At 59.9% G+C, this 26,122-nt stretch carries 21 protein-coding genes and 1 tRNA gene; 17 read left to right on the forward strand and 5 right to left on the reverse strand.

The features are described from left to right. Positions 1 to 32 precede the first annotated feature (32 nt). Positions 33 to 572: a GDSL-type esterase/lipase family protein gene (locus tag RCH93_RS11520; RefSeq protein WP_306548555.1), complete on the reverse strand. Its 540-nt coding sequence runs from the start codon at positions 570 to 572 to the stop codon at positions 33 to 35. Then, positions 565 to 2,667: a glycogen debranching protein GlgX gene (gene glgX / locus RCH93_RS11525; RefSeq protein ID WP_373693290.1), complete on the reverse strand. Its 2,103-nt coding sequence runs from the start codon at positions 2,665 to 2,667 to the stop codon at positions 565 to 567. Before glgX ends, RCH93_RS11520 begins: the two co-directional genes overlap by 8 nt. A gap of 98 nt (positions 2,668 to 2,765) precedes the next feature. Here glgX and RCH93_RS11530 point away from each other — a divergent pair, with 98 nt between their 5' ends. Both RCH93_RS11530 and RCH93_RS11535 read left to right on the forward strand, forming a co-directional pair. Beyond that, the gene (locus tag RCH93_RS11530) at positions 2,766 to 3,701 is read left to right on the forward strand and encodes a DUF1566 domain-containing protein (RefSeq protein WP_306548557.1); all 936 of its coding nucleotides are present in this window, start codon (positions 2,766 to 2,768) and stop codon (positions 3,699 to 3,701) included. Between the two features lie 97 nt (positions 3,702 to 3,798). After that, positions 3,799 to 4,170, forward strand: coding sequence for a response regulator (locus tag RCH93_RS11535; RefSeq protein ID WP_306548558.1), 372 nt, complete (start codon positions 3,799 to 3,801; stop codon positions 4,168 to 4,170). Positions 4,171 to 4,254: 84 nt separating this feature from the next. Here the strand turns inward: RCH93_RS11535 and RCH93_RS11540 are convergent, their stop codons facing one another. Continuing rightward, entirely contained in the window at positions 4,255 to 5,514 is a 1,260-nt protein-coding gene (locus RCH93_RS11540) for a D-alanyl-D-alanine carboxypeptidase family protein (RefSeq protein WP_306548559.1), read from the reverse strand. Positions 5,515 to 5,688: 174 nt separating this feature from the next. Between RCH93_RS11540 and RCH93_RS11545 the strand changes: the two genes are divergently transcribed. Continuing rightward, on the forward strand, positions 5,689 to 7,464 hold the full coding sequence (locus RCH93_RS11545; protein ID WP_306548560.1) for an AMP-binding protein: 1,776 nt from the start codon (positions 5,689 to 5,691) through the stop codon (positions 7,462 to 7,464). 38 nt (positions 7,465 to 7,502) lie between these two features. Then, positions 7,503 to 8,738: an OmpP1/FadL family transporter gene (locus RCH93_RS11550; protein WP_306548561.1), complete on the forward strand. Its 1,236-nt coding sequence runs from the start codon at positions 7,503 to 7,505 to the stop codon at positions 8,736 to 8,738. A 61-nt stretch (positions 8,739 to 8,799) separates the two neighbouring features. Here the strand turns inward: RCH93_RS11550 and RCH93_RS11555 are convergent, their stop codons facing one another. Continuing rightward, positions 8,800 to 9,426, reverse strand: coding sequence for a site-2 protease family protein (locus tag RCH93_RS11555; protein ID WP_306548562.1), 627 nt, complete (start codon positions 9,424 to 9,426; stop codon positions 8,800 to 8,802). Positions 9,427 to 9,540: 114 nt separating this feature from the next. After that, on the reverse strand, positions 9,541 to 12,222 hold the full coding sequence (locus RCH93_RS11560) for a CBS domain-containing protein (protein WP_306548563.1): 2,682 nt from the start codon (positions 12,220 to 12,222) through the stop codon (positions 9,541 to 9,543). A gap of 294 nt (positions 12,223 to 12,516) precedes the next feature. On the opposite strand from RCH93_RS11560, the gene RCH93_RS11565 reads away from it, so the two are divergent. The 13 genes from RCH93_RS11565 to RCH93_RS11620 all read left to right on the forward strand — a co-directional run. Further along, positions 12,517 to 12,592: transfer RNA gene (locus RCH93_RS11565), tRNA-Gly, on the forward strand. Positions 12,593 to 12,776: 184 nt separating this feature from the next. Beyond that, on the forward strand, positions 12,777 to 13,238 hold the full coding sequence (rimP, locus tag RCH93_RS11570; protein WP_306548564.1) for a ribosome maturation factor RimP: 462 nt from the start codon (positions 12,777 to 12,779) through the stop codon (positions 13,236 to 13,238). A gap of 81 nt (positions 13,239 to 13,319) precedes the next feature. Then, a complete protein-coding gene (gene nusA, locus RCH93_RS11575; RefSeq protein WP_306548565.1) occupies positions 13,320 to 14,699 on the forward strand; it encodes a transcription termination factor NusA in 1,380 nt (459 codons plus the stop codon). After that, complete coding sequence (locus tag RCH93_RS17940) at positions 14,699 to 14,896, forward strand: DUF448 domain-containing protein (RefSeq protein WP_373693287.1); 198 nt, start codon at positions 14,699 to 14,701, stop codon at positions 14,894 to 14,896. The genes nusA and RCH93_RS17940 overlap by 1 nt, the downstream gene beginning before the upstream one ends. 38 nt (positions 14,897 to 14,934) lie before the next feature. Continuing rightward, positions 14,935 to 17,700 carry a translation initiation factor IF-2 gene (gene infB, locus RCH93_RS11580; protein ID WP_306548566.1) on the forward strand — a complete coding sequence of 922 codons (2,766 nt, stop codon included), beginning with the start codon at positions 14,935 to 14,937 and terminating at the stop codon, positions 17,698 to 17,700. An 11-nt stretch (positions 17,701 to 17,711) separates the two neighbouring features. After that, the gene (gene rbfA / locus RCH93_RS11585; RefSeq protein WP_306548567.1) at positions 17,712 to 18,116 is read left to right on the forward strand and encodes a 30S ribosome-binding factor RbfA; all 405 of its coding nucleotides are present in this window, start codon (positions 17,712 to 17,714) and stop codon (positions 18,114 to 18,116) included. Then, the gene (locus RCH93_RS11590; RefSeq protein WP_306548568.1) at positions 18,100 to 19,095 is read left to right on the forward strand and encodes a bifunctional oligoribonuclease/PAP phosphatase NrnA; all 996 of its coding nucleotides are present in this window, start codon (positions 18,100 to 18,102) and stop codon (positions 19,093 to 19,095) included. Before rbfA ends, RCH93_RS11590 begins: the two co-directional genes overlap by 17 nt. A gap of 3 nt (positions 19,096 to 19,098) precedes the next feature. Then, positions 19,099 to 19,866, forward strand: coding sequence for a tRNA pseudouridine(55) synthase TruB (truB, locus tag RCH93_RS11595; RefSeq protein ID WP_306548569.1), 768 nt, complete (start codon positions 19,099 to 19,101; stop codon positions 19,864 to 19,866). Positions 19,867 to 20,019: 153 nt separating this feature from the next. Beyond that, positions 20,020 to 20,289: a 30S ribosomal protein S15 gene (gene rpsO / locus RCH93_RS11600; RefSeq protein WP_306548570.1), complete on the forward strand. Its 270-nt coding sequence runs from the start codon at positions 20,020 to 20,022 to the stop codon at positions 20,287 to 20,289. 228 nt (positions 20,290 to 20,517) lie between these two features. Next, positions 20,518 to 22,605 carry a polyribonucleotide nucleotidyltransferase gene (gene pnp / locus RCH93_RS11605; protein ID WP_306548571.1) on the forward strand — a complete coding sequence of 696 codons (2,088 nt, stop codon included), beginning with the start codon at positions 20,518 to 20,520 and terminating at the stop codon, positions 22,603 to 22,605. A gap of 106 nt (positions 22,606 to 22,711) precedes the next feature. Then, entirely contained in the window at positions 22,712 to 23,206 is a 495-nt protein-coding gene (gene dut, locus RCH93_RS11610; protein WP_306548572.1) for a dUTP diphosphatase, read from the forward strand. Then, positions 23,203 to 23,976: an MBL fold metallo-hydrolase gene (locus tag RCH93_RS11615; RefSeq protein WP_306548573.1), complete on the forward strand. Its 774-nt coding sequence runs from the start codon at positions 23,203 to 23,205 to the stop codon at positions 23,974 to 23,976. Before dut ends, RCH93_RS11615 begins: the two co-directional genes overlap by 4 nt. Before the next feature lie 54 nt (positions 23,977 to 24,030). Then, positions 24,031 to 26,122, forward strand: a 2,092-nt coding sequence (locus RCH93_RS11620; RefSeq protein ID WP_306548574.1) for a PAS domain-containing protein, incomplete at its 3' end; no start/stop codon positions are given.

The following is a 26,122-nucleotide window of genomic DNA, read 5'->3' on the forward strand; positions in this document are numbered from 1 at the left end:
AGGGATTGTAATAAGAATGGGAGGTGTCTCTGTCAAGATTGAGCCGCATCGGGGAAAAGCCGGCGCAGGTTCCGGTCGATCTCGCCGGCCCAGACCTGATACCCACGGGTGCTCAGATGCACATGGTCGTTGAGAAAGCCGGGCTGGGTGATGGGCAGGCATTGCTCGGCAAAGGGACCGACCGCGTCGAGGAAGACGCCCCCGTCCACCGTAGCTGCGGCCTGCGCCAGTTCCCGGTTGACCTGCTCGAGGTCGTGGGCGGCCACAATCGGCATGGGCATCAGCGAGTTGACGATCAGGGGGCTGTGCGGATAACAGAGGCGCAACCGCTGCAGCATGGAGGTGATGATGGCCGGGAAAAACATGTAGCCAAAGAGCAGGTTGTTGGTGCCGGACTGGATCAGCACCGCGTCCGGGTCGGGGCAGGCGTCGATTTCGTCCATCAAGCGGTCGGAGAGTTCCTCGGTCATTTCACCGGCAACACCTCGATTGATCACGGCAACACCGGGCAAGTGCTTGGCCCAGTCGCCCCATTCAACCAGGGAATCGCCCAGCATCAATAATTTAATCATCAGCGCACCTCATTGGTTGCGACTGCAGAACAACGCAGCCCATACTGGAGACGGAAACGGTTTGGCCGCACTCTACCGCATCACCCCGTTGCTGGTCAACGAAGTCGAAAGGGCCGGCGCGGCCGGTGTCGACAATCTGCTTCCAGGTTCGGTTGCGGGTGGGCGGCGGCACGGTGAACAGGGCCGTATCCGCGGGATGGCCGTTGAGCATGATGAAAAAATCGTTGTCCTCCGGCGCAAGGGCGGCGCCGTTGAGGAGCAAGGCCAGGGTTCGGCATTCATGAGACCAATCCTGTTGTCCCGGCTGCAGCCCCTGCCAGAGTATTTCCAGGCCATGGGCGTGCGTTTCCGGCGGGTTGTCGATTTGGAAAAAATCGACGCGCCGGAAGATGGGGTGCGCCTTGCGTAGATGGATCAGTTTGCGAAAAAAACGGAGCTGCAGCCGGTTTTTTTTCGCCAGGGTCCAATCCAGCCAGTTGACGTCGTTGTCCTGGCACCAGGCGTTGTTGTTGCCCCCCTGGCTGCGGCCAAATTCGTCGCCGGCGGCCAGCATTGGCGTCCCCTGGGACAGGAGGAGAATCACGGCCATGGTGCGGATGCGGCGGGAGCGCAGCGCCAGGATTTTTTTGTCTGCGGTCGGGCCTTCGGCGCCGCTGTTCCAGCTGAGATTGTGATTGTCGCCGTCCCGGTTGTCTTCGCCGTTGTTCAGGTTGTGCTTTGCATTGTAGCTGACCAGGTCGGCCAGGGTGAAACCGTCATGGCTGGTGATGAAGTTGATTGAGTTGTTCGGGCTGCGGCCATGGGCCTGGTACAGGTCGGAGCTGCCGGCGAGCCGGGTGGCCAGGGCCGGAACCATGCCGGGGCGGCCGCAGAGAAAGGCGCGGACGTCGTCGCGGAACCGGCCGTTCCATTCAGCCCAGCGGCGGTGGGGCGAAAAGCTGCCCACCTGATACAAGCCGGCCGCGTCCCAGGCCTCGGCAATGATTTTGGTGGCGCTGAGCACCGGATCTTCGGCGATCATCTCCACCACCGGCGGGTTGGCCAGCACCTGGCCGTTGGCGTCGCGGCCGAGGATGGAGGCCAGGTCAAAGCGAAAGCCGTCGACGTGCATGTCGACCACCCACCAGCGCAGGGCGTCCATGATCAGGCTGCGGACAATGGGATGGTTGCAGTTGCAGGTGTTGCCGCAGCCGGAAAAATTGAGGTAGGCGCGGGTCCAAGGATCAAGCAGGTAGTAAATGGAGGCGTCGATGCCCCGGAAGCTGGTGGTCGGCCCATCGGCGCCGCCCTCGGCGGTGTGGTTGTAGACGATGTCGAGGATGACCTCGATGCCGGCCTGATGCAGGGCCTTGACCATGTCGCGGAATTCCGTCAGCGGCGCGTCCAGATTGCTGCTGTAGCCGCATTTGGGCGCAAAAAACGACAACGGGCTATAACCCCAGAAATTCTTCAACCGCTCGCCGCTCTGCGGATTGACAAAGGTGGGTTCGTTTTCGTTGAACTCGGTCACCGGCATCAGTTCCACCGCCGTGATCCCCAACCGCTTGAGATAGCGGATCTTCTCGGTCAGTCCGCGAAAGGTTCCGGGGTGCGCCGCTTGAGACGAGGGATGTCGGGTGAAGCCGCGCACATGGAGCTCGTAGATCACGGAATCGTGCAAGGGGATGTTGAGCGGGCGATCTCCCTCCCAGTCGTAATCGTGCCGATCCAACAGGCAGCAGGGCTCGGCGCCGAGGCAGGAGCGTGGCCTGCCCCAGTCCGGGCTGTGAATTTTCTTGGCATAGGGATCAAGCAGGATTCGGGCGGGGTCAAAGGCGTGGCCGGCGTCGTTGGGCGCCTGCGGACCTTGGAGACGATAACCGTAGCGCAGGTCAAGCGGCGCGTCGCACAGCAGGATGTGCCAGACGTCGCCGGTCTTGTGAATCGCAGGGGCCAGGGCGATCTCCTGCCAGCCCGGTCGTTCGGAATCGGCGGCGATCACCAGCGAGACGGCCTCGGCGTGGCGGGAAAAAATGGCGAAATTAACGCCTTGCGGGGTAATGCTGCTGCCCAGCGGCAACGGCGAGCCGACGCGGGTGGAGAATACATTTTTCATCTTGAAATAGTAACCATTATCATTATAGTGCAATTAAGTTCCAGTTAAACGCATCATACAGGCTGGTCTCTCTTTTTCAAACCGTTGCGGAGGTAGATATGGGTTTGTTTAACAAATTGGTAATCACAGACATGCCGGCTATTGACTGGGAAATGACTCCGGAATACACCTTCGGCACCTATGAGAGTTGGGGCGGCCGAGAGCGGGTGCGCAGCAAGAAGGAGCGGGTCTACTACTTTTTTATCGACGCCTGGGATGAAGAGCCCCGCTTGTGCCTGATGGAACGCGGCATCAAGCACGCCCGGGTGGTGGCGGAGATCCTGGCCCCGCCGGAGATGGTCCGCCAATGCGTCAAGGAGCAGGGCAAGGTGGCCCTGTTTGAGCGCACCCACCCCATCAACGCGCAGTTGAAGCAGTGGCTGCTGGCCAATGTGGTGGAGACCGACGACGAATCCAAAATTATCCCTCTGGAAACTCCCGCCGCCGCTGTGGTCGGCGATTCGGGGCTTCCGGGCAGGGAGGCCGATGTTTCGGCCGTCACCGCCACAATGCTGCTGAGCGAGCCGGCTGAAATGAGTGAGGAAGACGTCGCGGCCCTTGTTGCCCGGTATAATTTTGCCGATCAGGAACGCAACCCCAACGGCGACTTTCCCAAATCAATGGTCGACAACGGCGACGGTCTGACCGTCACCGATCTGGCCACGGGTCTCATGTGGCAGCGCGGCGGCGTCGACATCATGAGTCATCGTTCCATGCGGCGGGAGGTGGGGCGCATCAATGCAGAGGGATTTGCCGGCTACAACGACTGGCGCCTGCCTTCCATGGCTGAGGCGCTGAGCTTGCTGGAACGGGAAAAATTGGCGAACAATCAGTATTTGCATCGGTGTTTCTCCGGCGAGCAGCCGTTTGTTTTTGTTGATGCGGTCAGGAAGCCGGGTGGTCAGTGGTTCGTCGATTACAAGCAGGGGCGTGCCTTTTGGTCCTCTGGCACCATTCCCGGCGGTTTCGGTCGGTTATGCCGCAAGGAAAAATAAAAGGTCCCGACAAAAAGCTGTTGAATGACAGGGGGGTACCTTGTAGGATGGCAAATCTATTGCAAGATGCCTTCATGACACGGGGAGCGGACATTCCTTGAAGCGAATACTGGTGGTTGACGACGAGGCGCAGATACGCACCATGCTGACCCAGATGCTGGAGCAGGAAGGGTATACGGTGCATACCGCCGAAAACGGCGAAGAGGGGCTGGCGCTGGTGGGCCGTTACGCTTTTGATCTGGTCATCACCGACATGATTATGCCGGTGAAGGACGGGCTCAAATTCATCATGGAACTGGTCCGCGACTATCCTGATCTGCGCATTCTCGCCATTTCCGGCGGCGGAGCCATCAAGGCCGAGCGATACCTGACCATGGCCGGATATCTCGGCGACATCGCCACCCTGGAGAAGCCCTTTAAAAGGGATGTATTGCTTGATCTGGTCAGGAAGCAAACCGCGCCAGAGTAGAACCCCTGTTGTTCACCAGAAGAAATAAAAAAAGGGCCTGCAAAATTTGCAGGCCCTTTTTTTATGCGCGGCGGGAAGCGGCGGTCAGTTGATCCGCAGCGGATCGCTTTCCGGGATGTGAGGCGCGGCGAGCGCCACCTGTTCCTCTTTTTGTTTCTTAAAGCCGTAGTTGACCAGTTTCTCCAGATCGGCCCACATGGATTCGCTGCCCATGATGGCGACGACAATGGTTTGTCCGTCGCGGGTAAACTGCCCCACGTAGGTCTGGCGGGCGGCAACGGTGTAGCCGGTTTTGCCGCCGACCGCGCCGTCGAGGCGCCAGAGCGCCTTGTTGTGATTGCGCAGAACCTTGCCGTAGGAGGTGGAGATGGCGCGTTCCCGCATCCGGCGGGCGAACTCATCGTGCTGCATGGCGTACCGGAACAGGTTGGCCAGATCCCGCGCCGTTGATTGCTGGCCGTCTGCGGTGAGACCGTTGGCTGTGCGGCAGACCGTGTTTTGCGCCCCCCACATTTTGGCGCTGAGGGTCATAAGGTTGGCAAATTTTGCCTCGCTGCCGGCTATGCGCTCCGCAAGGGCCACGGAGGCGTCGTTGGCCGAGGCCAGCAGCACGGCATTAATCAGATCGTTGGCCAGGTAGCTTTTGCCGGTGTCCAGGAAAATTTTGGAACTCGGCATGTCGGCGGCGTGACGGCTGACGTTAATAACGTCGTTGTTGCTCAGCGATTTCAGGGCGATCATAGCGGTGACGATCTTGATGGTGGAGGCCGGTTGGCGGGGGCTGTCGGGCGCTTTGGCAAAGATGACGCCCCCGGTGCCCGCGTCCATCACCATCACGCTCCGGGAACTGATCTGCTTGGCAATGTCGGGCAAGCCCGCCTCGTCCACATAGGCCGGCGCCGCCGTTGCTGTGGCGCGCGGTTTTTTTCGCGTCAGCGTCGGACGTCGGGCCGAGGCTTTTTTACGGGCGACGGTCGGCGCGGCGGTGGTCCGCTTAACGACCGTGGTCTTTTTGGTGACGACTGCGGTGCGCGATGAGGCAACGGGTTGCGATTTTTTGCCAACCTGTTTGGCGGCGACTGTCGGTTGCTTAGCCGATTGCGGCGCCTTGGCGGCCTGATTTTTGGGAGGATTTTTCTGCGCAGCCTTTGTTGGCGCGGCTACCTTGGCAGGCGTCTTGGCTGTTGTGGCGGGGGCGGGCTTCTTAACGGTCGTTTTTTGAGTTGTTGTTACGGTTTTTTTCGCAACGGCAGGCTGTTGCGCCCCCAGCGCGTCCATAGCCGGCTGGAGGGGAAACGCGATGCAAAGCAGGAGCAGAAAAAGAACATAAAGGTGTCGGCGCATGGCGGAGGTAGTCACAGGTTAATGGAAAATATAGAAATTACCGAAATTTAATATTTCTTGCCGCTTCCTGTCAAGCGAATTGCCCGTTTTCTTTGAAAGTCAACAGCGCTTATGGTAAAAGCGCAGCGACGGTAACCAAGGGGCCAATGGCCGGATCGGGAGGAAACCATGCAGATGCAACCAGAAACAACTGTCCACGGCAAGGAAGAAGAGCACGGCGCCGCCGGCGAGCAGGCGGTTCTGGCCCATCTTCCCGTCATTCAAGAAAACGCGGCGACGCTTAATGATTTGGTCGACATCAGTTGCCGCAAGTACCGTCAATTGCCGGCCATCGGCATGGCGCTTGAGGAGCCGCTGACCTACAAGGCGTTCCATGAACGCATCCTGGCCCTGGCCGCCCATCTTCGCAGTCTTGGCGTTGGTCGGGGCCACCGGGTGGCGCTCTTGGGCGAAAACTCCCATAATTGGGGGGCCGTCTATTTGGCGGCGGTGCGGCTCGGCGCCAGCACGGTGCCTATCTTTCCGGATTTGCCCGAGGCCGACGTCCACCATATCCTGGGGGAAATGCAGTGCGATTTCGTTTTCCTCACCCAGCGGCAGATTGAGAAAATCTACGATCTCAAACAGCAGTTGCGGCATGTGATTACCCTGGACGACTACCGCGACGACACCGGTTTGATTGCCCTGCAGACCTTTAGTGATTTCCTTGCCCAGGCCCAGGCGCAATTCGGCGAACAGGCCAGCAATGAGACGCTGGAATTTCCGGCGGTCGACAAAGACGACCTCGCCTCCATTCTCTATACTTCGGGCACTTCGGGATTTTCCAAGGCGGTGATGCTCAGTCACGCCAACCTCTGCGCCAATGCCCAGTCGGCCAGCGGCGTCATGCAGCTGGCTCCTGGCTGGGTGTTTCTTTCGGTGCTGCCCATTTCCCACACCTATGAATTCACGGTTGGCTTTTTGCTGCCCCTCTTAAAGGGCTGCCGAATCGTCTATGCCGGCAAGACGCCCACGCCCGCGGTGCTGCAGAAGATCTGCGAACGGGAAAAACCCCAGGTGATGCTGGTGGTGCCGCTCATCATTGAAAAGATTTTCAAAAAACGGGTGGCGCCGGCGGTGGAGAAGAGCCGGATGTTAAGTTTTTTCTGTCGGTTCAGCATGAGCCGCAGAATGATTTATCGTAAAATTGGCGCTAAACTGAGCGCCTTTTTCGGCAATCGTCTGGAGGTGATGGGCATTGGCGGCGCGGCCCTCAACCCGGAGGTGGAACTGTTTCTGCGCGACGCCGAGTTTCCGTTCATCGTCGGCTACGGATTGACCGAGGCGGCGCCGCTGCTGGCCGGCGGCCCCCATCGCGACCCCACGGTCAGCCCTGGTTCCACCGGCAAGCCGGTGCCCCATGTCGACATCCGCATTGACGATCCCCATCCAGAAACCGGAATTGGCGAAATCCAGGCCCAAGGTCGGAACGTCATGCAGGGCTATCTCAACGACCCGGAGGCCACCAAAGACGCCTTCACCGAGGACGGCTGGCTGCGGACAGGCGATCTGGGCCTCTTGGACGCCGCCGGCAATTTGCACATCAAGGGGCGGTCCAAATCGGTGATTGTGCTTTCCAACGGCGAAAACGTCTATCCCGAGGCCATTGAGCACAAGGTGAACGCCTACCCCTTTGTGGTCGAGTCGCTGGTGGTGGAGAACCGGGGCATGCTTGAGGCCTGGGTCTATCCCGATTATGAATTCATCGACGGCAAGACCGCCGGGCAAAATCGCACCCAGCGCCATCAGTACATTGCCGGCCTGCTCGAGGAGATGCGAACCACCGTCAACGCGCAACTCTCGCTCTCGTCACGGCTGTCGAGGGTGCTGGAGCGGCGCGAGCCTTTTGTCAAAACCGCCACCCACAAGATCAAACGCTATCTCTACTCCGCCGACACCATGCACGTCTGACCGTGCCACACACCACCATCAACAACAAAGGGGGACCAATGAACAAAACACTCGGAGCCGTGGGGTTGCTTCTGCTTGCCACTGCCGGATCGGCCCTAGCCTCGGGCTATCGTATTCCCGAGCAATCGGTGAATTCCACCGCCCGCGCCGGCAGCTATGTGGCCTATACGCCGAGCGCCGACGCCGCCTATTACAATCCTGCCAACATGTCCTGGTTGGAGGATCGGGGTTATCTCGAGGTGGACGCCACCTGGATTCATCTGAGCGCGATTGAGTACACCGATCACATTGCCGCGCGTAGCGGCGAAACAGAGGAGGAAGATTTTTTCCTGCCGACGTTCTTTGCGGTGTCGCCCGACTACAACAATTTTCGGGTGGGATTTTCGGTCACCGCGCCAGGGGGCTTGTCCAAACGCTGGCAGGATCCGTATCCGCGCACCTTTGCCGAAGAATTCAGCCTGAAAATTTTTGACGTCAATCCGACGCTATCCTACAAATTTTGCGACCGGTTTTCTGTGGCTGGCGGCGTTCGCGCCATTTATGTCGACGGCAAGGTCAAAAGCAACGGCGTGATCAATGCCTACGGCACTACCGCAACAAGAGATATGGATGGCGACGCCCTGGAGGCAGGGTACAATCTCGCCATGACCGTTCGACCTGTTGACAAAATGAACGTCAGCGTGACCTATCGATCCGAGGTGGATTTAGGGATTGAAGGTCATGCCAATTTGTCGACCAACTATCCCGTGGCCCCCAATACGTACAGCGGCGACACAGGGGTGGAAATTCCCCTGCCGGCGGTGCTGGCAGTCGCCGCTTCCTACACTTTTTTTGATCAGCTGACCGTGGAGCTCGAGTATGACCGCACCTATTGGTCTGATTACGAGCAACTCGATTTTACTTATCCGGCGCCCTTTAGCAATCCAGCGCTGGATGCCGCCTTTGACGACGCCAAAGCAAAAAAATGGTCAGACACCGACGCCTGGCGGCTGAGCTTCACCTATGACCTGAAGAACAATTTCACCCTCATGGCGGGCATTGCCATCGACGAGAACCCTGTGCCCAACGACAACCTCGGGTTTGAACTGCCCGACTCCGACGCCATGCTGTACTCGGTGGGGCTGCGGTATAAAGTCAATCAGGATATGGAACTGGGAGTTGCCTATCTCTACGACGACAAGGAAAGCCGCGACGTGAACAACGCTTCCATTGACGGCTCCTTTGAAGACGCCGCCGCCCACCTGTTGACGTTTGGGTTGACCTATAAACTGTAGTTCGCCCCTCGCAGCGAGGTGTCGCCAACGGGTCCGGGACATGTTCCGGACCCGTTTTTTTTTATCCCAGCAGCAGTGAATTGGAGAAGCGGATGATCGGCATGATCAGCCAGCCGATGGCCCCGGTATAGAAGAGCCCTAAAAGAATAAAAAATCCATAGGGTTCGAGCTTGGCGTAGCCGCGAGCCGCCTCTGGCGGCAGCAGGCCCATGAGCACCTTGGAACCGTCGAGCGGCGGAATAGGAATGCAGTTGAACACCGCCAGCATGATGTTGATCCAAACGCTGGCCGCCAGCATCGCCACCACCGGTTGCAAAAAGAAAAAAGGCAGGAAATGGAGGGCCACCAACAGGTGGGCCAGGGCGGCGCTGGCAACGGCCAGGACCACATTGGCCCCTGGTCCGGCCAGAGCCACTTTGAGCATGTCCTGGCGCGGATTTTTAAAGTACCAGGGGTTGACCGGCACCGGCTTGGCCCAGCCGATTTTCATGATGATAAATGCCAACACGCCGAGCGGATCAAGGTGCTTGAGCGGGTTGAGGGTCAATCGGCCTTCGTTTTTGGCGGTGGGATCGCCCAGGCGAAATGCCACGTAGCCGTGCGCCAGTTCATGCACCGTCAGGGCAAACAGCAGAGGCGGGGCCTGGATGATCAGTTGCTGCATAAAGCTGTTAATGTCGAAATTCATAGCAAAAAAATATTCTCCTGATGCGCTGTTGGCGCTCGGACAAAAGAGAGGGGCGGGCGCGTTGGCAAACGATAAGGCAAAACGGCTAAAAAGCGAGGGGAAACAACACCGCGTTCAGGAACTGCGGGGAAGTGGGGGATGGGCGCTGCGAATGAAGGCCAGGGCCTGCTCGTGGTTGGTGATCTCGCCGTCCAGTTGCATTTCGATCAGATGGTTGCGGATGGCGCGAAATTGTGGGCCGGGGGTGTAGCCCATGGCCTTGAGTTCGTCGCCGCCGACCAGGGGCGTCGCCTTGCGCAAGGTGGTGACAAAGAGGGACACCGCCTGCTGGATGTGGCGTTTGCGGGCGATGGTCATCAGGTGCAGCAGCCCCTCGACTTCGAGCTCGCCGAGCAGCCAATAGGTCTCGCTGGGCTTGAGAAAGGGGCGTTTCTGCATTTCCTGGGCGATTTTTTCCGCGTCCGTCTTCTGCAAGATCAGTTTTTTCCGCTGTTTGGGCGGGATGTCGAACCGATGGCAAAAATTGATCAGCTCTTTGGTGCGCGACCGGCTCATGATCGCCAGCAGATAGACCATCCAGGTTTCCACCTTGTCCGGGAGGTAGAGCAGTTTGAACCAGGAGATCGCCTGGTGGGCCTGAACGAGGCCGTGGATGAAGCGGCGATCGATCTTCAGGTTGGGGCGCAGGTCCGGCCAGAGAAAGGGGAAGAGCTTGAAATAGCCCATGCGCTTCAGGGCCGGGGACGGATCGTCCTCAGAGAGGATGAGCTTGAGTTCGTGGAAAAACCGGGGGCCATCGAACCGGTCGAACAGGTTCATCTGCACCGTGTTTTTGATCAGCTTTTCGGTGTGGCGGGTGATGGTGAAATCGAGCCGCCCCTCGAAGCGGATCGCCCGGAAAATGCGGGTGGGATCCTCGACAAAGCTCAGATTGTGCAGCACCTGGATGCGCCGCTCCTTGAGATCGTTCTGGCAGTTGAAATAATCCACCAGGGCGCCGAACCGCTCGGGATTGAGATGCACCGCCATGGCGTTGATGGTGAAATCGCGGCGGTAGAGGTCAAGCTTGATCGAGCTGAGTTCCACCGTGGGCATGGCCGCCGGGTGGGCGTAGTATTCGAGCCGGGCGGTGGCCACGTCGACGCGGGTCTGATCGGGAAAGATCACCGTGGCGGTGCCGAATTTTTCGTGGGGATGGACCACGCCGCGCCGCTGTTGGGCCAGAAACTTGGCAAAACGGATGCCGTCGCCCTCGACGACGATGTCGATATCGGTGTTTTTGACGTGCAGCAGCAGGTCGCGCACGAAACCGCCGGCCACATAGGCGTTGCAGTCCAAGTGGGCGGCGGCTTCGCCGATTTCGCGCAGCAGGACGATGATCTCCCGGGGCAGCACCTGGGCCATGACCCCGCCGAGGTTGCGCGTTCGTTCCACCGAGGGCCGTTCGTCGCCGCGGAGCAGATCGGAGGAGAGGTTGCCCGGGTCGTTGACCAGCAGGCCTAGGAGATCGGTGCGGGTGATCACGCCGACGATCTCCTCGCCCCGGACCACCGGGATCAGGCGCTGTCGGTTCTCAACGATCAGTTTCTGGATGTCGGAGAGGGTGCCGTTCTCCTCGATGGTGGCGATTTCGGTGGTCATGTAATCCGCCACCGGCAGCCCGCCCAGTTGGTGAAAGATGGCTTTTTCCGCCACCATGCGGGAAATCATGCCGAGCAGACCCGTGGGGCGCGGGCCGTTGTCGGCGCCGTTTTCCCGCACCACCGGCAAAACAGTCACGTTGTAGCGGGTCATCAACCGGTTGGCCTGGTCGATGGTCACGTTTGGGGTGGCGGTGATCACCGGGGCGCTCATCAGCTCGCCGGCAATGGCTTTGGGGCGGATGTGGCGATGGATCAGGCCGACCAACTGCTCCTCGGCCTCGGCAATGGTCAGGTCGCGGACCGTGGCTGAGGCCGCCGAGGCGTGGCCGCCGCCGCCGAATTCGCGGGCCACGGCGCCGACGTTGACCTCGGGAATGCGGCTGCGGGCGATCAGGTAGGTGCGCTCGCCCATGCTGGCCAGGGCGAAGAGCACGTCGATGTTTTCCATCACCATCAGGCGCTGCACGATGACCGCGAAATCGTCAATGTAGTCGGTCACGGTCAATTTGGCGATTACCACGGGCACGCCGCGAATCATGTATGCGTGGGATTCCTGGCGCAGCTGGCCGATCAGGCTGATCTGCTCGGCCGAGAGTTCCCGGGAAACGAACTGGGTAACGACGTCGAGGTTGGCCCCCTGGGTCAGGAGCCAGGCGGCGGCAATCAAATCCTCCGGGCAGGTGGACGAATGGAGAAAACTGCCGGTGTCCTCGTAGATGCCAAGCGCCATCAGGGTGGCCTCGTCTGGGCTGGGCACGATGCCGCGCTGCTGAAAGATTTGGGCAAGGAGGGTGGTGGTGGAGCCCAAGGGACGAACTTCCTCTAGGTCGCCGTGGAGGTCGCCGGGTCCGTTGGGGTGATGATCGTAGAGATGAACGCTGAGATGGGGATTGCGCAGGCAGTCGGCCAGGCCGCCGATTCGCTCCGCTTGGCGGGTGTCGACTACAATCAGCCGTTGCACCCGCGCCAGGTCGATGTGCTTGATTTTTTTGAACTCGTAGATGTTGCGAAATTCCTGGGCCAGGTAATCGCGCACGCTTTTTTCCTGAGAGCCGGGAAAGACCAGTTCGGCGTTCGGGTACAGTCTTTTGGCCGCGACCATGGCCGCCAGGCTGTCGAAGTCGGCGCCGATGTGGGTGGTGATGATGTCCATGGCCGGGAATTATACACAACATGCCCTGTCTGTAAAGCAAACCCCGGCCCTCGTGGCAGGCGAAGTGTGGAAAAACGGGAAAATCGACATGAAGGACGGGGAACGGCAGCGCCCCAAATCAGCTCGGAGGTCGAGTTAAAGAGGGACAACTATCGGGTATCCTGCGTTTATTTGGCAATGGTCCTTGAGGCGCCTCGGCAGGGCGGAGAATAAAAATGTTTGGCATCATTTTGTTGTTGCTTGACAATTGGCCGCTGATGCTCTATTTTAATGAACTTCCTATGGATCAGCAGAGCGGGTGTAGCTCAGTTGGCAGAGCACAAGCTTCCCAAGCTTGGGGTCGCGGGTTCGAACCCCGTTGCCCGCTCCATGGCGAAGCCGCCGGCCGCAAGGCTGGTTCGTTCTGTTGGAATCGGCTGCCGGATATGCCGGTGAACGTGAAAGTGGGCTCTGCCCGCTTTTTTTATTGCCTTTTGCCGAGAACCACAGACCTTTGTCAAGGGGGCGTGAAAGCGTTTTTCCCCGCAAAATCAACTGCAACGGATAGAAAAGCCTTGGACGACGCTTCTGATCGATTGTTGACCGCCATCCAGGGGTTCGCGGAACCTCTGGTAACCGATATGGGGATGGAGTTGGTGGAGGTGCAGTTCCGGCGCGAGGGGCACGGCTGGGTTCTCCGGTTTTTTATCGACAAGGAAGGCGGCATAGCCATCGACGATTGCGCCGCAGTAAGTCGGCAAATCAGCGCCTATCTTGAAGTCGAGGACCTTATCAGCCACGCATATCATCTTGAGGTTTCCTCGCCCGGTCTGGAACGGCCGCTGAAAAAAAGAACGGATTTTACCCGATATGTTGACCGTTTGGTGCGGATCAAGCTGCGGGAGCCTATGGGAGAGCAGAGGGTGCTGGTCGGCACGCTGCTTGGCTTGGAGGGCGACGCCGTCCTTCTTGCCCAGGAAGGTGAAACAATCCAAATAGATATGGAAAATATTGCAAGGGCGCGGTTGACGCTGTAGCGCCCGTGCCCACCGAGGTTGAACAGGCGGCGCCTCGGGCCGCGGAAACAACGGAAATGATTGTCTGAGTTGGAGCGAACAATGGTTGGAACAGAAAATCTAAAACGAATTGTCGATCAAATCTGCCGGGACAAGGGGATTGATCGGGCCTTGCTGATCGACGCCATTGAAGAGGCTGTTCGTTCCGCTGTCCGAAAAAAATACGGCAACCGCCGGGAAATCGAGGTTCAATTCAGCGAGGAATCCGGCGAGGTCGAGGTGTTTCAGTATCGCACCGTGGTGGACGAAGTCTACGACGAAGATACCGAGATTGCCCTGGAGGACGCCCGTCGTCTTGATCCCGAAATCGAACTGGACGACGACCTGGGCGAAAAGATGGACACCATCGCCGATCTCGGCCGCATCGCCGCCCAGTCAGCCAAGCAGGTGATCATTCACCGCATGCGCGACGCCGAGCGCGACGTCATCTACGAGATGTACCGCGACCGCCAGGGAACCATCGTCAACGGCATTGTGCAGCGGTTTGAGCGCGGCGACATGATCATCAACCTGGGGCGCACCGACGCCATACTGCCCCGCGACGGCCAGATTCCCAAACGATCCTACAAGCAGGGCGACCGGATTCGCGCCTATCTCCTGGAAGTCCGCCGCGACGCCCGGGAAGGCAAGTTTCGTGATTCGCAGCTCATTCTCAGTCGGACCTGCAACGAATTTCTGATCAAGCTGTTCGAGATGGAAGTTCCGGAGATTGCCGAGGGCATCGTCAAGATCATGGGCGCCAGTCGGGAACCCGGGTTCCGGGCCAAGATCGCGGTGTCTTCGATCGAGTCGGACGTCGATCCGGTGGGTGCCTGCGTGGGGCTCAAGGGCTCGCGGGTGCAAAATGTGGTTCAGGAGCTGCAGGGCGAGCGGATCGACATCGTGCCTTGGAGCCCGGATCCCGCCAAGTATGCGTACAACGCCTTGGCCCCGGCCGAGGTGTCCATGGTCATCGTCGAAGACGAGCGCAAGGCGTTGATGGTGATTGTGCCCGACGACCAGCTGTCTTTGGCCATTGGCCGTCAGGGGCAAAACGTCCGTCTCGCTTCCCGCCTACTGGGGTGGAAGATCGACGTCAAGAGCGAGCAGCGCTACGCCAATATGGACAATCGGGGCTATCGCAGTCTGACGGCGGTTGACGGCGTTGACGAGAGTCTGGCGGATCGTCTGTTTGCCGCCGGCGTCAGTACGGCGCCTGTGCTGGCGACCATGGACGTGGAGCAGCTGATGACCTTGGCGCGCTTGGATCAGGATCGTGCCTTGGCCTTGCAAAAAGCAGCCGCCGCAGTCGCGCCGCCCGAGGAAGGCGACGTGGATTATGATGACGATGCGGACGACCTGGATGATCAGGTCGATCAGGTCGATCAGGTTGATCAGGACGTTCCGGAGTCCCAGGACGGCCCGGCCGCCGATCAGGATTGATGAAGCGGGGACACGTCCCGGAGCGAACCTGCCGAGGTTGCGGCCAGAAGGCCCCTCAGTCCGGCTTGTTGCGTTTTGTTGTCGTCGACGGCCGGTTGGTCGCGGAAGGGCGGAGCGGCAAGGGAATCTATTGTTGCAACCAAAGCCTGTGTCGTGATCGGTTGGCAAAAAGCAAAAAGGTCCTGAAAGCGGACTGAACCCATGCGTGGCGGGTTACAGAGGAAGGGAGCGTTTGATGAGCAAGGTTCGTATTTATGATCTCGCAAAAGAAGCAGGACTGAAAAGCAAAGAACTGGCGGATAAGTTGATGGCAATGGGCTATCCCATTGCGAGTCATAGTTCAAGTGTAGACGACGATATGGCAGCGGATATTCGAAAAAAATTGCATAGTGAGGCTGTTGTCGGAACAGCGGAAGGGCGCATCGAACTCAAGCAGAAGACTGAGAACGCCGCCGCCAAAACGAAAACAGTTGTTCGGCGACGCTCCAAGGCCGACAAGGAAGAGGCGGCCAAGAAGCAGGAAGAGGCCGACGCCCTTGCCATGGAAGCCGAGATCCTGGCCCTCGAGGCCCGGCTTGAGGAGGAGGCGAGGATTGCCCGCGAAAAGCCGGAACCTCCAGCGCCGGTTGAGCCTCAGATAGAATCGCAGGAAGACGAGTCGCCAGCCGCCGAGCCTGTGGGGCCGCCTGCCGTCGGCCCACAGGAGCCCGAGTCTCCGGATGCCGACGGCGCTGATCGGCCGAGTGCGGCAAGCGAGACGCCGACGCCTGCCGACGCCGTTGCGGTGCCGGGCGAAACCGCTCCGGCCGAGCCGATTCGGGTGGTTGCAAAGGCGGTCGAGGATGAGACGAAAAAGCCCAGACAGTTGGCCAAGATCGTCGGCCGGGTGGTGATTCCGATTCCGGAAAAAAGGACACGCCCCGCCGCTCCGGTCAAACGACCGGTTCGTCCGGCGCGTCCGGTTGCCGGCGAGGCGCCTGTCGAAACGCCGGCGGCCAAGGACGAGGCCGGCCGGGTTGACGCCAAGGGCAAAAAGAAGACGAAAAGGGTCGTAACCATCAAGGCCGACGACGACAGCCTGGGCAAAAAAGGAGCCAAGGCCGGCAAGAAAGACAGCCGGGGCCGGCTCGAATTCTCACCCGACGGCGAAGGGGAATTCATGCGGCCCCGCAAGGGCAAGAAAAAGAAGGATGGGAGAAAAGATCTTTCCGCCCAGTCTCAGGTGGCCGAAACCAAGGCCATCAAAAAGCGGATCAAGGTGGTGGCCACGATCAGTGTGGGCGATCTGGCCAAGCGCATGGGCGTCAAGGCCAGCGAGGTCATTGCCGCTTTGATGCGGATGGGCGTTCTCGCGACCCTGAACCAGGCCCTGGACGTCGACACCGCCGCCCTGGTGGCCGCTGATTTCGGTTACGAGGTCGAGCAGGCCATGACCGAGGAACTGGAAATGGAGGCCTTGCAGGAGCAGGAGGTTGAAATGGGCGGCGAGGCCATGTTGCGGCCGCCGGTGGTTACGGTCATGGGCCATGTCGACCACGGCAAAACCTCGATTCTCGACGCCATCCGCAAGACCGACGTCGCGGCCGGCGAGGCGGGCGGCATTACCCAGCACATCGGCGCCTACCATGTGCAGGCGCCCTCCGGCGATCTGACCTTTGTCGACACGCCGGGCCATGCGGCCTTTACCGAAATGCGTTCGCGCGGCGCCAAAGTCACCGACATCGTGGTGTTGGTGGTGGCCGCCGACGACGGCGTCATGGACCAGACCAAGGAGGCCATTGCCCATTCCAAGGCGGCCGAGGTGCCGATTGTGGTTGCGGTCAACAAGATCGACAAGGACAACGCCGATCCTGACCGGGTCAAGCGGGAACTGAGCGATTTCGGGTTGATTCCCGAGGAGTGGGGCGGTCAGACCATCTTCTGCATGACCTCGGCCAAGAAAGGGGTCGGCATTGAAGAGTTGCTTGAATCGATCCAGTTGCAAGCCGAGATCCTTGAGCTGCGCGCCGATCCTTCGCGCAAGGCCAAGGGCACGGTCATTGAGGCGCAGCTCCACAAGGGGCGCGGTCCGGTGGCCACGGTGTTGGTCCAGGACGGCACCCTGCGGCCTGGCGATCATTTCGTCGCCGGCATTTACAGCGGCAAGGTGCGGATGCTGACCAACGAGCGCGGCGAGCAGGTGCAGGCGGCCGGTCCGTCGATCCCGGTTGAGATCCAGGGCCTTTCCGGAGTGCCCCAGGCTGGCGACGAGTTTATCGTGCTGCCCGACGAAAAGATGGCCAAGTCGCTGGCCAACGCCCGCCAGCTCAAGGCGCGGGAAATCGAACTGGCCTCGGCCTCCAAGGTGTCGCTCGACAACCTGTTCGAGAAAATGGCCGAGCAGGACGTCAAGGAACTGCGGGTTATCCTGCGCGCCGACGTGCAGGGCACGCTCCAGGCCTTTGGCCAGGCGGCGGAAAGCCTGTCGACCAAGGTTATTCGGGTCCGCTCTCTCCATGAGGGCACAGGTTCGATCACCGAAAACGACATCCATCTGGCCGCCGCTTCGGACGCCGTCATTATCGGCTTCAACGTCAGGCCCACGGTTAAGGTCAAGGAGTTGGCCGACCGGGAAGGGGTTGACATTCGTTCCTACGACGTCATCTATCATGCCCTCGAGGACATCGAAAAGGCCATGAAAGGCATGCTCGAGCCGACCTTTGAGGAACGGGTCATCGGCACCGCCGAGGTTCGCGAGACCTTTCAGGTGCCCAAGATCGGCACAATCGCCGGTTGCTCGGTTATTGCCGGCAAGATCGAACGCAACGCGCGGGTTCGGGTGCTGCGTGAAGGAGTGGTGGTCTATACCGGAAAAATTACCTCGTTGCGGCGGTTCAAAGACGACATGAAAGAGGTGTTGACCGGCTTTGAATGCGGCATCGGCGTTGAGCATTTCAATGATCTGAAACTTGGCGACAACCTGGAGGCCTTTGTTCTCGACGAGGTCGCGGGGGTTCTGTAATCGATAGGCCTATGTCCATGGAATTTGATTTTAAACTGCCCGGACTGGGGAAACCCGAAAGTTCGCGGCCCAAGCGAGTGGCCGAGGCCGTCAAGAACGAACTGAACATGTTGCTGCTGCAACGGGTCGGCGATCCGACCTTGTCCGGGACCCTGGTGTCCCGGGTGGCGGTGACCCCGGATCTCAAACTGGCCAAGGTCTATTTCACCGTGCCCTCGGGCAAGGGCAGAGGGGCTGCGCAGAAAGGGATGAACCGGGCCAAGGGTTTTTTCCGCAGCCATCTGGCGAAGATCCTCAATCTGCGGTACACGCCCGATCTGGCCTTCTACTTTGACGAACTCAGTGAAGAGGCGGCGCGCATCGACACCCTGTTTCGTGAAATTGAGCAAGAGCGGAAAGATGACGAACAAGCCTGAACAGGCGGTTTTCGAGGCTGTGCGGGACAAGGGCCACATCCTGCTGGCCACCCATTTCAATCCCGACGGCGACGCCCTCGGCTCGTTGCTCGGCTTGGCCGAGATTCTCGAAGGGTTGGGCAAGCGGGTGTTGCGCTACCTTGAGGAACCGGTGTCGCATCTCTATCGCTTCCTACCCGGCTGCGGTCAGATTCAAACGGACATGGCCAAGGTCAGGGAATTCGTCGCTCAGGCCCAGGGAGATTTTCTCACTGTCTGTCTGGATTGCGGCGACGCCTACCGGTTGGGGCACAACAGTGCGGAACTGATCGGTTTCCGTCCGCTGGTGGTCATTGATCACCACAAGGGCAACAACGGTTTCGGCGACGGGGCGTGGATCGAGCCGCATCGTTCTTCCACCGGCGAGATGATTTTCGATCTGGCCGTCGCCTTGGGGGCCGAAGTGTCGTCCCGGGCCGCTGAATGTCTGTATGCGGCGATCAACACCGACACCGGCTCGTTTCGTTACGAATCCACCAGCAGTCACACCTTTGCCGTGGCCGGGGAACTGGTGCGGCGCGGCGTGCGTCCGGAACTGATTGCCAGCAGTCTGTACGACAACTACAGCCTGGGGCGGTTGCGCCTGATGCAGGAGGTGCTCGCCACCCTGGAGATGCATGATCGTGATCGGGTCGCCGTCATTCGGGTGACGCAGAAAATGCTGGAGCGGACCTTCACCACCATGGAAGACACCGAGTATTTCATCAACTTCCCGCGGGCGGTTAGTTCGGTGCGGGTTGCCGTCTTTCTCAAGGAGATCGAAGCCGGGCACGTTTCGGTCAGCCTGCGGGCCAAGGGCCAATGCGACGTATCCGTTGTGGCTGGGCAGTTCGGCGGCGGCGGGCATCGCAACGCCAGCGGTTTTCGCGTCAAAGGCCAGAGTATGGATGCGGTGCGCGATTTGGTGCTGCCGCTGTTGCGCCAGGAAATGCAAAGCTGATCCATGGCGACGGAACGCCCTATTCGCGGGGAAGGGCACGATTGGAGCGACGGAGTTTTTCTGGTCGACAAGCCCGAGGGGCCGACTTCCTTTGCGATGGTGCGCCGGATTCGCTGGCTGCTTGGCATCAAAAAAGTCGGCCACGCCGGCACCCTTGACCCCTTTGCCTCTGGTCTGCTGATTGTCTGCGCCGGACGAGCCGCCACCCGCTGCATCGATTCGTTCATGGGCGGAAGGAAGACGTACCAGGCGCGGCTTCAATTGGGCGTCGAGACCGAGACCCAGGATCCTGAAGGCGCGGTTACACGAACCATGGCCGTGCCACCCCTTGATCAATCGACTCTCGCAACCTGCCTGCAGGGGCACGTCGGCCCGCAAATGCAGGCCCCACCCTACTATTCGGCGGCCAAGCACAAGGGCAAGCCCCTTTACGCCTATGCCCGCGAAGGGGTGCTGATCGAAAAGGCCGCCAAGCCGATCGAAATTCATTCCTTGGATTTTTTGCGCTACGATGCAACGACACGCCAACTTGATGTGGAGGTGGTTTGCAGTCGCGGCACCTATGTGCGAGTGTTGGCCGCCGACATCGGCAGGGCGCTGGGCTGCGGCGCTTATCTGATCGGCTTGCGCCGGACGGCCAGCGGTTCGTTCGCGGTGGCCGACAGTCTTTCGGGCGCCGAGTTGTTTGCAGAGACAGGGCTGCAGTTGTTGCTCGACCACCGTCGAAGCATTGATATGGCCCTTGGCGGCGTTGAAGCGTCGTCGCTTTAAACTTGCCACGGCTTGTTGCCGTCGAGTATAGAAGTGAAAGTCGTTCCCCTGCGTCGCCCCTCTGACGCAGGATCAGGGGCAATGTATCCAGACTCCAGAGAGGCTGAGGGAAGTGCTTTTCTGGCAGCAGACGGACAACCGTGGAGGTGCGCCATGGCGCAGACTATCGAGAAGAAGAAGGAAATTATTGAAAAATACAAAATTCACGAGACGGACACCGGGTCTTGCGAGGTGCAAATCGCCCTCCTGACCGAACGGATCATCTATCTCACCGAGCATTTTAAAACGCACGCCAAGGATCATCATTCCCGTCGCGGTCTGTTGAAACTGGTCGGCCAGCGCCGTAGCCTGCTCAAATATCTCATGAAGAAGGACATTGCCAAGTACCGGAGTCTGATTCAGCAACTCGGTATTCGCAAGTAAGTTGTATCCGGGCGGCGGGCCAATTGGGCTCGCCGCCCGCAGTTTCACGATGCGTTTGCGCTGCGGCAGCGGGAAAGTCATAAAGACACAAAGGACACAGAGAGAATTGGCAAAGGATGGAGATTGTCGCTGCATCCTTTGTGCCTTTGTGACGGAATTGAGCTGCACCGGACCCATCGTCACCCCTCAATGCACATTCCGGAGCAACCGGAACAGGAGTATGTATCTATGATCAAGACAGTAACAACCGAAATCGGCGGGCGGACCATCGTCTTTGAAACAGGCAAAATGGCCAAGCAGGCCAGTGGTTCGGTGGTGGTTTCCAGCGGCGACACCAAGGTGCTGGTCACCGTGGTGGCCGAGACCGAATCCAAGGATATGGGCTTTCTGCCCCTGACCATCGAATATCAAGAGCGGATGTACGCCGCCGGCCGCATTCCCGGCAGCTATTTTCGGCGCGAGATCGGTCGCCCCAGCGAGAAAGAGGTGTTGACCTGCCGGATGATTGACCGCCCGCTGCGTCCTCTTTTCCCGGACGGCTATTCCAGCGAAACCCAGCTGATTGCCACCGTGTTTTCCGCAGACCAGGAGTTTGATCCGGACGTCTTGGCTATGAACGGGGCTTCCATGGCCCTGATGCTGTCCGACATCCCCTTTGCCGGCCCAGTCGCCGCAGCGCGGGTCGGCTACGTCGACGGCGAGTATGTGCTCAATCCCTCGAAAAGCCAGTTGGCCAAATCGCAGATTAGTCTGGTGGTCGCCGGCACCCGCTCCGCCGTGGTCATGGTTGAAGGCCGGGCTGGGGAAATGAACGAGGATTTTATCCTGGAGGCGATCTTTTTCGCCCACGCCGGCATCCAGCCGCTGCTTGATCTGCAATTCCAATTGCAGCAGGAGGCCGGCAAGATCAAACGGACGGTGGTTGCGCCTGCAGTCAATGTTTCCCTGAAGGAAAAGGTCGAGGCCCTAGCCGCCGCCGGCATGGACGAGGTGGTGAACATTGCCGATAAAATGGCCCGTTCTAGCCGGTATTCCCAGTTGAAAGCAGAAGTACTGACCCAGATCGACCCGGAGTTGTATGAGAAGCCAGCCGAGGTCACCGATCTGTTGAGCGGGTACAAAAAACATGTGATGCGGGATCGCATTGTCAGCAAGGGCATGCGTCTGGACGGCCGCTCTTTTGAGGACGTCCGGCCGATCAGCTGCGAGGTCGGCATCCTGCCGCGCGCTCACGGCTCCGCCCTGTTCACCCGCGGCGAAACCCAGGCTCTGGTGATCTGCACCCTAGGCAGCGAGCGCGACGAGCAGCATCTGGAAGGACTGGGCGGCGACGTCTACCGCCGCTTCATGCTCCACTACAATTTTCCGCCCTTCTGCGTGGGCGAAGTCCGCCGGTTGAGCGGTCCGAGCCGTCGCGACATCGGTCACGGCACCCTGGCCCGTCGCGGCATTGAGGCTGTACTGCCCGCCGGCGACGTCTTTCCCTATACCCTGCGGGTGGTTTCCGAGGTCCTCGAATCCAACGGGTCCTCTTCCATGGCCACGGTCTGCGGCGGCAGTCTGGCGCTGATGGACGCCGGCGTGCCGGTCAAGTCCCCGGTCTCCGGCGTAGCCATGGGCCTGATCAAGGAAGGCGATCAGGTGGTGGTTCTGACCGACATCCTGGGCGACGAAGATCATCTCGGCGACATGGATTTCAAGGTGGTCGGCACCCGCGACGGCATCACCGGCCTGCAGATGGACATCAAGATCGACGGCGTTGACCGCGAGATCATGTCCAAGGCACTGGCCCAGGCCAAGAAAGGTCGGCTCCACATTCTGGAGCGGATGGAAGAGGCGCTCGGCACGCCCCGCACCGCAGTTTCGGAGCATGCTCCCAAGTATGTGACGCTCAAGATTCATCCGGACAAGATCCGCGACATCATTGGCCCCGGCGGCAAGATCATCCGCGAGATGACCACCGAGTTCGAGTCCAAGATTGACGTCGAGGACGACGGCACCATCAAGATCTTCAGCAACAGCTGCGAGATGGCCAACGCCCTGATCAAGCGCATCCAGCAGATCACCGCAGTGCCTGAAGTCGGCAAGGTCTACGAGGGCGAGGTCCGCACCATTAAGGAGTTCGGAGCCTTTGTCCAGATCTTCCCCGGCACCGACGGCATGGTGCACATCTCTGAGTTGGCCAACGAGCGGGTCAAGAATGTGACCGATGTGGTCAAGGAAGGCGATATGATCAAGGTGAAGGTGATCGACATCGACAACCGCGGCCGCATTCGTCTCAGCCGCAAGGCCGCTTTGGCCGAGGGCGAGGAATAATTGCCTGCAGTCGCGACATTTTGAACAACCAGCCGGTTGCCGTGAGAGCGGAAACCGGCTTTTTTTTATTGAAAGAAACGATACCGGTTGAATTGAGGATGTGAGGATGCAGGCTGTAACCGTTGCTTTTTCCTGGCTCGATCCTGAGCAGGCCGACGGGTTGTCGTTGCCGGCCTACGAAACCGAATTGGCGGCCGGCATGGATGTGCGCGCCGCGATTCGCGAACCCATGACGCTGGCGCCGGGCGAGATCGGGCTGATTCCCTGCGGTTTTGCCGTGGCCATCCCGGAAGGCTATGAGATTCAGGTGCGGCCGCGTTCCGGCTTGGCAATCAAGCAGGGCGTCACCGTGATTAACGCGCCAGGCACGATTGACGCCGATTATCGCGGCGAGATCAAGGTGGGACTGATTAACCTTGGCCAGGGCGCTGTCACCATCCGGCGCGGCGACCGCATTGCCCAATTGGTGCTGGCGCCGGTGGCTCGGGCGGTGTGGCAGGTAACTGCAGAGTTGTCGCAAACCGCGCGCGGGGCCGGCGGATTTGGCCACACCGGGATTGAAGGCGGCGACCGGGCCCCTGGCGCGGCCAACCCTTCGTGAGATTTTCCGTTCTCGGCAGCGGCAGCAAGGGCAACTGCACCCTGGTTGAAGCGGGCTCCACCCGTCTGCTGATCGACAACGGCTTTTCCTGCAAGGAATTGGTCGGTCGGTTGAGCGGCCTAGGCATTGCCCCGGAAACCCTCACCGGGCTGGTGGTCACCCATGAACACGACGACCACGTCAAGGGCGTCGGCGTGGTGGCGAGACGGCTGAATCTGCCGATCTACGCCAACGCCGCCACCTACGGGGCCGCCGAGCATCGGTTCGGCCGCGTTCCGGTGCGGCGCGAGTTCGCCACCGGCGAGCCGTTTGCGGTCAACGATCTGCTGATCCACCCCTTTGCCGTGTCCCACGACACCGCCGATCCGGTCGGATTCACGGTCAGCAACGGCGTCAGTTGCCTGGGCTACTGCACCGACACCGGCAAAATTACCCACCTTATCCGTCATCACCTGCAGAAGTGCCAGGCCCTAGTGCTGGAGGCCAACCACGACGTGCGCATGCTCCAGGAGGGACCGTACCCGCTGCCGTTGAAACAGCGCGTGCTTTCCAGCCGGGGGCATCTGGCCAACGGCGAGTCGTTGGAGTTCGCCGGACGTCTGGCCCAGGGGCGGCTGCGCTGCCTGGTGCTGGCCCATCTCAGCGAGATCAACAACCTGCCGGAATTGGTGCTGCAGGAGGCCCGCCGCCGCCTGCCAAGCCTTGAGGCCCTGCAGGTGCTGCTTGCCGACCAGCAGAGGGTCGGCCCCTTGCTGGAGATTGTTCCCTGATCCCGCCGTATCTTTTTCGAGAACTGCCGTCCCCTTCGAGAGAGGTTGCCGTTGTTGCCGCATTGGAAAAAAAACAGTCTGGCCGGCCGGTTGACCGTTCGGGTCATCTGGTTCAGCACCATGGTGGCCGTGGTTGCCACCACCGTGCAGCTGTACTTCGATTACCGCCAGGATATCCGGAGCATTCATTCGTTTTTTGAAACGGTCAAGGACACCAGCCTTCGCCCTCTGGAGGAAAGCGTATGGATCCTCGACGAGCTGCAGGTGAATTTGCAGCTCGAAGGTCTGATCAAGCGCCAGGACATCATCTACGCGGCGGTGGAAATGGATCGGCAGGTCGCCTGGGCCAAGGGCATGCCTTTGCAGCGCAACATCCTTTCCCATTCTTTTCCCTTGATGCATCAAGTGCGGGGCGGCTCCGAAGAAATCGGCACATTGCACCTCGTTGCCTCTTTGGAGGGCATCTATCGTCGTCTGCTCCGCCGGGTTCTGGTCCTGCTGGCAAGCAACACGGTAAAGACCTTTTTGGTCGCCGGCTTTATCCTCCTGTCTTTTAAGAAGAATATCGCCGTCCATCTGGAACGGTTGGCGGACTATGTCCAGACCGTTGACATCCAGCGCCAGGAGCCGCCGCCGTTCCGACTGGAGCGTCCGGATTCTCGTCATGCCGATGAACTGGATCAGGTTAGCGTGTCGCTGTCCGCCCTCTGTCAGAGCGGCTACCAGGCCTTTTGCGAATTGCGCGTTCAGGAACAGCGGTTGCGCCTGTTTTTTGACGCCACCGAAGAAGCGGTTTTTGGCGTTGACGCGGAGGGACGCTGCACATTCATCAACCGGGCCGGCTGCGACCATTTTTTGATCGCGAATTCGGCCGAGCTTGTTGGACGCGATCTGCTGACCCAACTGGCCTGCGACGAGGGGGGCCAGGCGATCGACTGCCCGCTGTGCGGGCAGGTTCGGGAGACCATGGCGTTGCGCAAGGTGCTGTTGAGCGATGAGATGCCGCTCGTGCGCCGCGACGGTTCGACCGTGCTGATCGCCCTCCGTTCCTATCCGGTGTTGGAACACGACCAATGCGCCGGGGCCATTGTCTTTTTCGCCGACATCAGCCGGCAACAGAAACTTGAGCAAGAAAAGCAGCTGTTTGCCAAGATTGTCCGTCAGGCTCCGGCCCTGATCGTGATTGTTTCCGCAGAAGGCCTGATTGAGTACGTCAACGCCAGCTTCGAGCAGATCATGGGCGTTGCCGCCAGCGATCTGATGGGGCGCAGGGCCTTGGACAGCTTTCCCACCCTGAGCGTGGACCAACAGCTTGAGCAGGTGCGGGCCAAGGTCCACAGCGGCGAAACCTGGATTGGGAACTTTATCAGCAACAACACCGAGGGCCGTCGCATTACCCTTGAGGCCGCCATCTTTCCCATCCTTGATCGGCGCGGGCGGTTGACCAACGTCGTGGCCATGGGGCGCGACATCACCAGGGAACAGCAGCTGATCGAGCAGTTGCATCATGCCCAGAAAATGGAGGCCATCGGCAAGTTGGCCGCGTCCATTGCCCACGAGTTTGGCAACCCGCTCTTGGGAATTCGCTTTGCCCTGCGCGACGTGCAACAGCGCGCCGGGCTCAACCCGGAGGACGGCAAACTGCTTAACCTGGCGGAAAACGAGTGTGATCGCATGCGCAAGCTGATTCGCGACCTGCAGCAGTTCAACCGTCCCTCAAGCGGTCGGAAAACCGAATTCGATCCGCACCGGATCCTGGAAGAGATCCTGGCGCTGCATCACAACCTCCTGACCAAGAAAAAAATAGCGGTGGTTTGCGAATACGATCAGCGGGTCGACCGGCTGTGTGCGGTGGAGGATCAGATTCGCCAGGTATTCATCAACCTGATCATTAACGCCAGCGACGCCATGGCCGCCGGCGGCGGAACCCTGACCCTCCGCACCGAGTTGCGCGGCGAGGAGGTCGTGATCAGCGTAAAAGACACCGGTTCCGGCATTGCCCCGAACAACCTGGAACGGATTTTTGAACCCTTTTTCACCACCAAATCGGCGGTGGAAGGCACCGGGCTGGGCCTGCCGGTGTCGTACGGCATTGTTCGCGCCCACGGCGGCTCCATTGCCGCGCAGTCAACGCCGGGGAACACGG

The organism is Desulfobulbus sp., assembly GCF_030824455.1.
Taxonomy (GTDB): Bacteria; Desulfobacterota; Desulfobulbia; order Desulfobulbales; family Desulfobulbaceae; genus Desulfobulbus.